Annotated in this window: 9 protein-coding genes; 3 read left to right on the top strand and 6 right to left on the bottom strand. The window is 66.8% G+C overall.

Features of this window, described 5'->3' with window-relative positions:
- The 3 genes from G7A99_RS01125 to G7A99_RS01115 all read left to right on the top strand — a co-directional run.
- On the top strand, positions 1 to 541 hold a 541-nt coding region (locus tag G7A99_RS01125), incomplete at its 5' end, for a penicillin-binding protein activator (protein WP_205599690.1).
- Positions 538 to 903 carry a YraN family protein gene (locus tag G7A99_RS01120; protein ID WP_018717650.1) on the top strand — a complete coding sequence of 122 codons (366 nt, stop codon included), beginning with the start codon at positions 538 to 540 and terminating at the stop codon, positions 901 to 903. The genes G7A99_RS01125 and G7A99_RS01120, both read left to right, overlap by 4 nt.
- A 23-nt stretch (positions 904 to 926) precedes the next feature.
- A complete protein-coding gene (locus tag G7A99_RS01115) occupies positions 927 to 1,517 on the top strand; it encodes a phosphoheptose isomerase (RefSeq protein WP_018717649.1) in 591 nt (196 codons plus the stop codon).
- Between the two features lie 43 nt (positions 1,518 to 1,560).
- Here G7A99_RS01115 and G7A99_RS01110 read toward each other — a convergent pair whose 3' ends face one another.
- The 6 genes from G7A99_RS01110 to G7A99_RS01085 form a co-directional block, all read right to left on the bottom strand.
- Positions 1,561 to 1,980: a ClpXP protease specificity-enhancing factor gene (locus tag G7A99_RS01110; RefSeq protein ID WP_018717648.1), complete on the bottom strand. Its 420-nt coding sequence runs from the start codon at positions 1,978 to 1,980 to the stop codon at positions 1,561 to 1,563.
- Between the two features lie 23 nt (positions 1,981 to 2,003).
- Positions 2,004 to 2,636 carry a glutathione S-transferase N-terminal domain-containing protein gene (locus tag G7A99_RS01105; protein WP_026320999.1) on the bottom strand — a complete coding sequence of 211 codons (633 nt, stop codon included), beginning with the start codon at positions 2,634 to 2,636 and terminating at the stop codon, positions 2,004 to 2,006.
- Between the two features lie 41 nt (positions 2,637 to 2,677).
- Positions 2,678 to 3,409, bottom strand: a complete 732-nt coding sequence (locus tag G7A99_RS01100) for a cytochrome c1 (RefSeq protein ID WP_018717646.1) — start codon at positions 3,407 to 3,409, stop codon at positions 2,678 to 2,680.
- Positions 3,409 to 4,659: a cytochrome bc complex cytochrome b subunit gene (locus tag G7A99_RS01095; RefSeq protein ID WP_018717645.1), complete on the bottom strand. Its 1,251-nt coding sequence runs from the start codon at positions 4,657 to 4,659 to the stop codon at positions 3,409 to 3,411. Before G7A99_RS01095 ends, G7A99_RS01100 begins: the two co-directional genes overlap by 1 nt.
- Entirely contained in the window at positions 4,659 to 5,255 is a 597-nt protein-coding gene (gene petA, locus G7A99_RS01090) for a ubiquinol-cytochrome c reductase iron-sulfur subunit (RefSeq protein ID WP_026320998.1), read from the bottom strand. Before petA ends, G7A99_RS01095 begins: the two co-directional genes overlap by 1 nt.
- Before the next feature lie 206 nt (positions 5,256 to 5,461).
- A partial coding sequence (locus tag G7A99_RS01085) for a Nif3-like dinuclear metal center hexameric protein (RefSeq protein WP_163138677.1) occupies positions 5,462 to 6,169 on the bottom strand: 708 nt, incomplete at its 5' end.

The raw sequence follows: 6,169 nt of genomic DNA, 5'->3' as shown, positions 1-6,169 counted from the left end.
TGCGTTCCCCCGGCAGGCACGGCTGATCATGCCGCAGATCCGCTTCCATCACGGCCTGGGACTGGCGGTGTACGCAACCTCCCACGCCTACCCGCGCACGGCGGACGACGCCGTACGCCAGGACCTCGAGGGCCTTCGGCTGGTGGAGCTGCCCTGGCTGCTGGGCACCCTCGACGACCCCTCTCTGATGGCACTGCACACCAGTGCGGTCGACCAGTGGTCACAGAGCATGGACGCCCTGCCCGGGCTCCTCGCCTTCGGCGTGGACGCCTACCGTGCCATCGGCCTCGTGCGCGGCAGCGCGCGGGCGAGCGGGCTACCCGGCGCGACCGGCACCCTCACGATTGACGACGCGGGGATCGTTCACCGCACGCCCACCCCCGTACGCGTCGCCGCCGGCGGGCTTCGGCCGACCGCCCGGGAGAACATCCAGCGCCGGCCCGGGCCGCTCGATCCGCTGCCGCCGCTCCCGGGCCTTGCCCCGGCGTCCGGAGACGGCCAGGCACCCGCGGTCTGGACGACCCCCGCACCGCGACAATGAGGCCGCGCCGACCCACACGGGAGCGCGGCGCCGATGCCGAGGCACTGGCGCGACGACACCTGGAACGCCAGGGCCTGCGTTTCCGCGCGGCCAACGTTCACTGCCGCGGCGGCGAGCTGGACCTGGTGATGGACGACAACGGCACACTGACCTTCGTCGAGGTGCGCCAGCGCAGCCGCAACGACTTCGGCACCGCGGCGGAGAGCATCACGGCAGGCAAGCGCCGTCGCCTGGTAACGGCGGCGCGGTACTATCTCCACAGCAACGGCGCCGACGACGCCCCGTGCCGCTTCGACGCGGTCACCGTGGACGGCGACGGACGCATCGAATGGCTCCGCGACGCATTCCGCGCGGACGAGTGACGATCAGGCAAACAAGGCAAACGATGGATCTACACGAGCGCGTCTCGCAGCAATTCCACGAGAGCATCCGCACCAAGCAGATGGCGATGGACCGGCTTACCCCGGCCATCATCACCGCCGGCCAGCGCATGGCCGCCGCCCTGCAGGCCGAGCACAAGGTCCTCTCCTGCGGCAACGGCGGCTCCGCCGCAGACGCCCAGCACTTCTCCTCGGAGCTTCTGAACCGCTTCGAAATGGAGCGCCCGGGGCTGCCCGCAATCGCGCTGACCACCGACAGCTCCACCCTCACGTCGGTGGCGAACGACTACAGCTACCGGGACGTCTTCGCCCGCCAGGTCCGGGCACTCGGCCAGCCCGGGGACGTGCTGCTCGCGATCTCGACCAGCGGCAACAGCGACAACGTGGTTGCCGCCGTGGGCGCGGCGCGGGAGCGTGGCGTGCACACCGTGGCCCTGACCGGGCGGGACGGCGGCATTATCGCCGGTCAGCTGGGCGAGGGGGACGTCGAGATCCGGGTGCCGGCCACGGTCACCGCCCGCATCCAGGAGGTGCACCTGCTGGTCATCCACTGCCTGTGCGATCTGATCGACCACACCCTGTTCGGTACGGACTGAACGGGAAGGAAGCGCCGCCGGGGCCGGCGGCGCTGCGGGATCACTACTTCACGACGCGCAGCTGGGGCTTGCGGCCGCCGCCGTCCCCACCGGTGCCGCTACCGTCGCCGTCGCCGCCGCCATCCGGCGGCGGATCGTGATCGTCACCGCCTTCGTCCTCTTCACCGAAGAGCATGCCCTGGCCGTTCTCGCGGGCGTAGATCGCCAGGACCGCGGACACCGGCAGGAATACGTCCCGCGGAGCACCACCGAAGCGGGCATTGAAGCTGATCCACTCGTTACCGAGATCGAGCCCGCGGACCGCCCGGGGCGCGACATTGAGCACAAGCTTGCCCTTGTCCGCATACTCCAGCGGTGCCTCGATACCCGGCACGCTGGTGTCCACGAGGAGATAGGGAGTCAGGCCATTGTCCGCTATCCACTCGTAGAGTGCGCGGACAAGATACGGTCGTTTCGGGGTCATGAGCCCTCGTCGGTCGCAGTCGGCTAAACGGCCTGCATGGCCCGCTCGGCGTCGCTCAGGCTCTTCTGAAACGCCTCGCGGCCGAACAGGCGCTTGGCGTAGGCTTGGATGTGTTCCGCACTCGCCGGAATCTCCACCCCGTAGTGGTGAAGTCGCCAGAGCAGCGGCGCGAGGACGCAGTCCATCATCGACAGCTCCTCGCTGAGGAAGAACGGCAGGCCTGAGCCAAAGACCTCGTCGCTGGCGACGAGGCTTTCGGCCAGGGCCTTGCGGCCCTTCTCCGCGTCCTTCCCGGTGAGCTCGTCGAGCGCATCCAGGCTCTGCACCCAGTCACGCTCGATCCGCGAGATCACGAGCCGCGCCTTCGCCCGCGAAACCGGGTCCACGGGCATCAGCGGCGGATGGGGGAAACGCTCGTCGAGGTATTCCGCGATCACCTTCGTGTCGTAGAGCACGAGATCACGGTCCACCAGGGTCGGCGCCTCCCCGTACGGATTGAGATCCGCGAGGTCCTCGGGGATCGGCGCCCCGGGCTCGACATCGACGATCTCCACCGAGATGCCCTTTTCGGCGAGCACCAGACGGATCCGGTGGCTGTAGATACACGTCGGCCCCGAGAAGAGCGTCATCACCGAGCGTCGACTAACCGCTGCCATCTAGCGCTCCCAGGCCGGCACGCATGCCACACCAGCCATAATCAATGCACGTCCTTCCAGAACTCGCGCTTGAGCAGGTAGGCGAGTGCGGTGAACACCGCGATGAACAGCAGGACCCAGACGCCGAGCCGCTCCCGCTCAGCCTGCACGGGCTCCGCCGCATAGGCGAGGAAATTCGTGATGTCACGGGTGACCTGGTGATATTCCTCCTCGCTGAGCAGCCCGGCCCCCTCGGGGACCTCGACCTCCTTGACGTGCAGCGAACCACCGCTGCCCTCGCCGTAAACCGGCTCCGGCATGCCCTGCAGCTGCCACAGCACGTGCGGCATGGACGCCCCGGGCAGGGTCAGGTTGTTAACCCCGGTATCCGACTCGGGATCACGGTAGAAGGTGTTGAGATAGGTGTATACCCAGTCCGCACCCCGCGCACGCACGGTCAGCGAGAGGTCCGGCGGCGCGGCGCCGAACCAGTTCTTGCCGTCATCGCTGGCCATCGCACTCATCATCTTCGAGTGCACCTGCCCGCCGTCCCAGATCATGGTCTTCTCGACCACGTCCTCGGGGATGTTCAGGTCCTCGGCCATGCGGCTGTAGCGCAGGTACTTCAGGGAATGACAGCCCATGCAGTAGTTCGCGAAGTACTTCGCCCCGCGCTGCAGCGATGCCGTGTTGGAGACGTCGACATCGGGGTTCATCAGGTGCTGCCCGCCTTCCGCGCCGAGAGCGATCCCCGGCAGCAGCGCGATCAGCAGTGCCACGGCAAACTTTCTCATTAGTGCTTCACCCTTGCCGGCACCGGCTTGGTCTTCTCCAAACCGAAGAACGTGTAGACCCACAGGAACACGAAGAACGCGAAGTACATGACCCCGCCGATTCGTGCCCACCCCTTCACGGACAGCCCCATGATCATCATCGACGGGGACTGCAGCCCGAGGTAGCTCAGCACCACGAAGGCGACGGCGAACAGCGCCAGAGCGACCTTGTAGCTGAACCCACGGTAGCGGATCGAACGCACCGGCCCGCGGTCGATCCACGGCAGCACGAACAGGAGGAAGATCGCCGTGCCCATCGCGATGACGCCCATGAGCTTGTCCGGCACCGCGCGCAGGATCGAGTAGAAGGCGGTGAAGTACCACACCGGCGCGATATGCGCGGGGGTCTGAAGCGGGTCCGCCGGCTGGAAGTTCGGCGGCTCGAGGAACAGCCCGCCGAACGACGGCATGAAGAACACCACGGCGGCGAAGAAGAACAGGAACACGCCCACACCGAAGAGGTCCTTGACGGTGTAGTACGGATGGAAGGGAATACCGTCCTTCGGCACGCCGTTGGCGTCCTTGTTCTTCTTGATGTCGACCCCGTCCGGGTTGTTCGAGCCCACCTCGTGCAGCGCGAGGATGTGCGCAACCACCAGGAAGACCAGCACCAGCGGCAGTGCGATCACATGAAGCGCAAAGAAACGGTTCAGCGTGACGCCGGAGATGTTGAAGTCACCCCGGATCCAGGTCATCAACGCGTCGCCTACGCCCGGGATCGCGCCGAACAGGGAAGTGATCACCTGTGCGCCCCAGTAGGACATCTGGCCCCAGGGCAGCAGGTAGCCCATGAAGGCCTCCGCCATGAGCGCCACGTAGATCAGCATGCCGAAGATCCACAGCAGCTCGCGCGGCTTCTTGTACGAGCCGTAGAGCAACGCGCGGAACATGTGCAGGTACACGACCACGAAGAAGGCCGAGGCCCCCGTGGAGTGCATGTAGCGGATAAGCCAGCCCCACTGCACGTCGCGCATGATGTAGAGCACGGAGTCGAAGGCGCCCTCCGCGCTCGGGTTGTAGTTCATGGTCAGCCAGATACCGGTGAGGATCTGGTTGACCAGCACCAGCAGTGCCAGCGAGCCGAAGTAGTACCAGATGTTGAAGTTCTTCGGCGCGTAGTACTTCGACAGGTGGTCTTCCCAGAGCTGGGTCAGGGGGAAACGCCGATCGATCCAGCCCACGAACCCCGTCGTCTTCGTGCCTTCACTCATCAAGCTGCCCCCCCATCCTGATGCTCACCGACGATCAGCTTATTCTCCGCGGGATACCAGTACGGCGGCACCTGGAGGTTCAGCGGTGCCGGCATGCCCGAATAAACGCGCCCGGCGAGGTCGTACTTCGAGCCGTGGCACGGACAGAAGAAGCCGCCGGGCCAGGAAGCCTCGACGCTACCCTCCTCCGGGCGGTACAGCGGGATACAGCCGAGATGGGTGCAGATGGGGATGAGGACCCCGATCTCCGGGCGTATCGACCGGGTGATGTTCTGCGCGTACGGCGGCTGCTGGGAAGGCACCTTGGACTGCGGATCGCTCAACCGCTCGTTGAGCTGCGGCAGCTCATCGACCGCGGCCTCGCTGCGCCGGTATACCCAGATTGGTTTGCCCCGCCAGACAACGGATATGCGCTGCCCGGCCCTGAGCTTGCTGATGTCCACCTCCACCGGCGCTCCAGCGGCCCTGGCCCGCGCGCTGGGTTGCCAGTAGGACAGAAACGGGACAGCCGTCGCCACGACGCCCGCACCGCCCACGACGGTTACAGCGCCGGTGAGGAAGCGGCGTCTGCTCCTATCCGCGCCATCCTGATTCATGCACGTCCCCCTGACGTTGGGTTAAGGCTGGAGATCCAGCGACGCCGCGGTCTGCGCAAACGCGGCGCTCGGCTACAATCGCCCCATCGAAGGCGCCTTAGGATCCAATATCGACCGCGAAGCGTCAAGCGAAAAGGCCAAAGGTTGTTGTTTTTTCCCTTTTTATACAGATTCTTATGGTTCTTTCCAGATCCCCCGCTGGCTGTTCAGACGGGGTTGTCGTCCTCGATATAGCGATGTTCGAGGCCGAACACGTCCGCGAGACGGGCACCCAGGGCCTGCACGCCGTAGCGCTCGGTGGCGTGGTGACCGGCGGCGAAATAGTGGATACCCAGCTCACGGGCCTCGTGGGTGGTCCGCTCCGAGACCTCCCCGCTGATGAAGGCGTCCGCGCCGTGGGCGACGGCCTCGCCCAGGAAGCCCTGGGCCGCACCGGTGCACCAGGCCACCCGCCGCAGCTGCCCGGGTCCCGCCCCCACCTGAAGGGGCGCGCGCCCGGTGACGGTCTCGATACGGGAGGCGAGCGCTTCGGGCCCCGCTTCCGCGGGTGTGCCGAACCAGAGCAGCCCCGGCACGCCGCCGGCCGGCTGTACCGACTCGACCTGCAGGCCGAGACGCTCGCCGAGACAGGCATTGTTGCCGAGCTCGCCGTGGGCATCCAGCGGCAGGTGATAGGCGAGCAGCGAGATACCCGCGGTCATCAGCCGGCGCACCCGCTCCCCCTTCATTCCGGTCAGCGCCGCCGGCTCCCCCTTCCAGAAATAGCCGTGATGCACCAGTAGCGCGTCCGCGCCGGCGGCCTCGGCCTCCTCGATCACGTCCCGCGTGGCCGTGACCGCCGAGACGAGGCGGCGCACCGGCCGGGTGCCCTCGACTTGCAGCCCGTTGGGTGCATAGTCACGGAAATCCGCGCT

The organism is Arhodomonas sp. KWT (genome assembly GCF_010993615.1).
The sequence above is the reverse complement of the archived record's forward strand: the minus strand, read 5'-3'. Positions and strand labels throughout refer to the sequence as shown.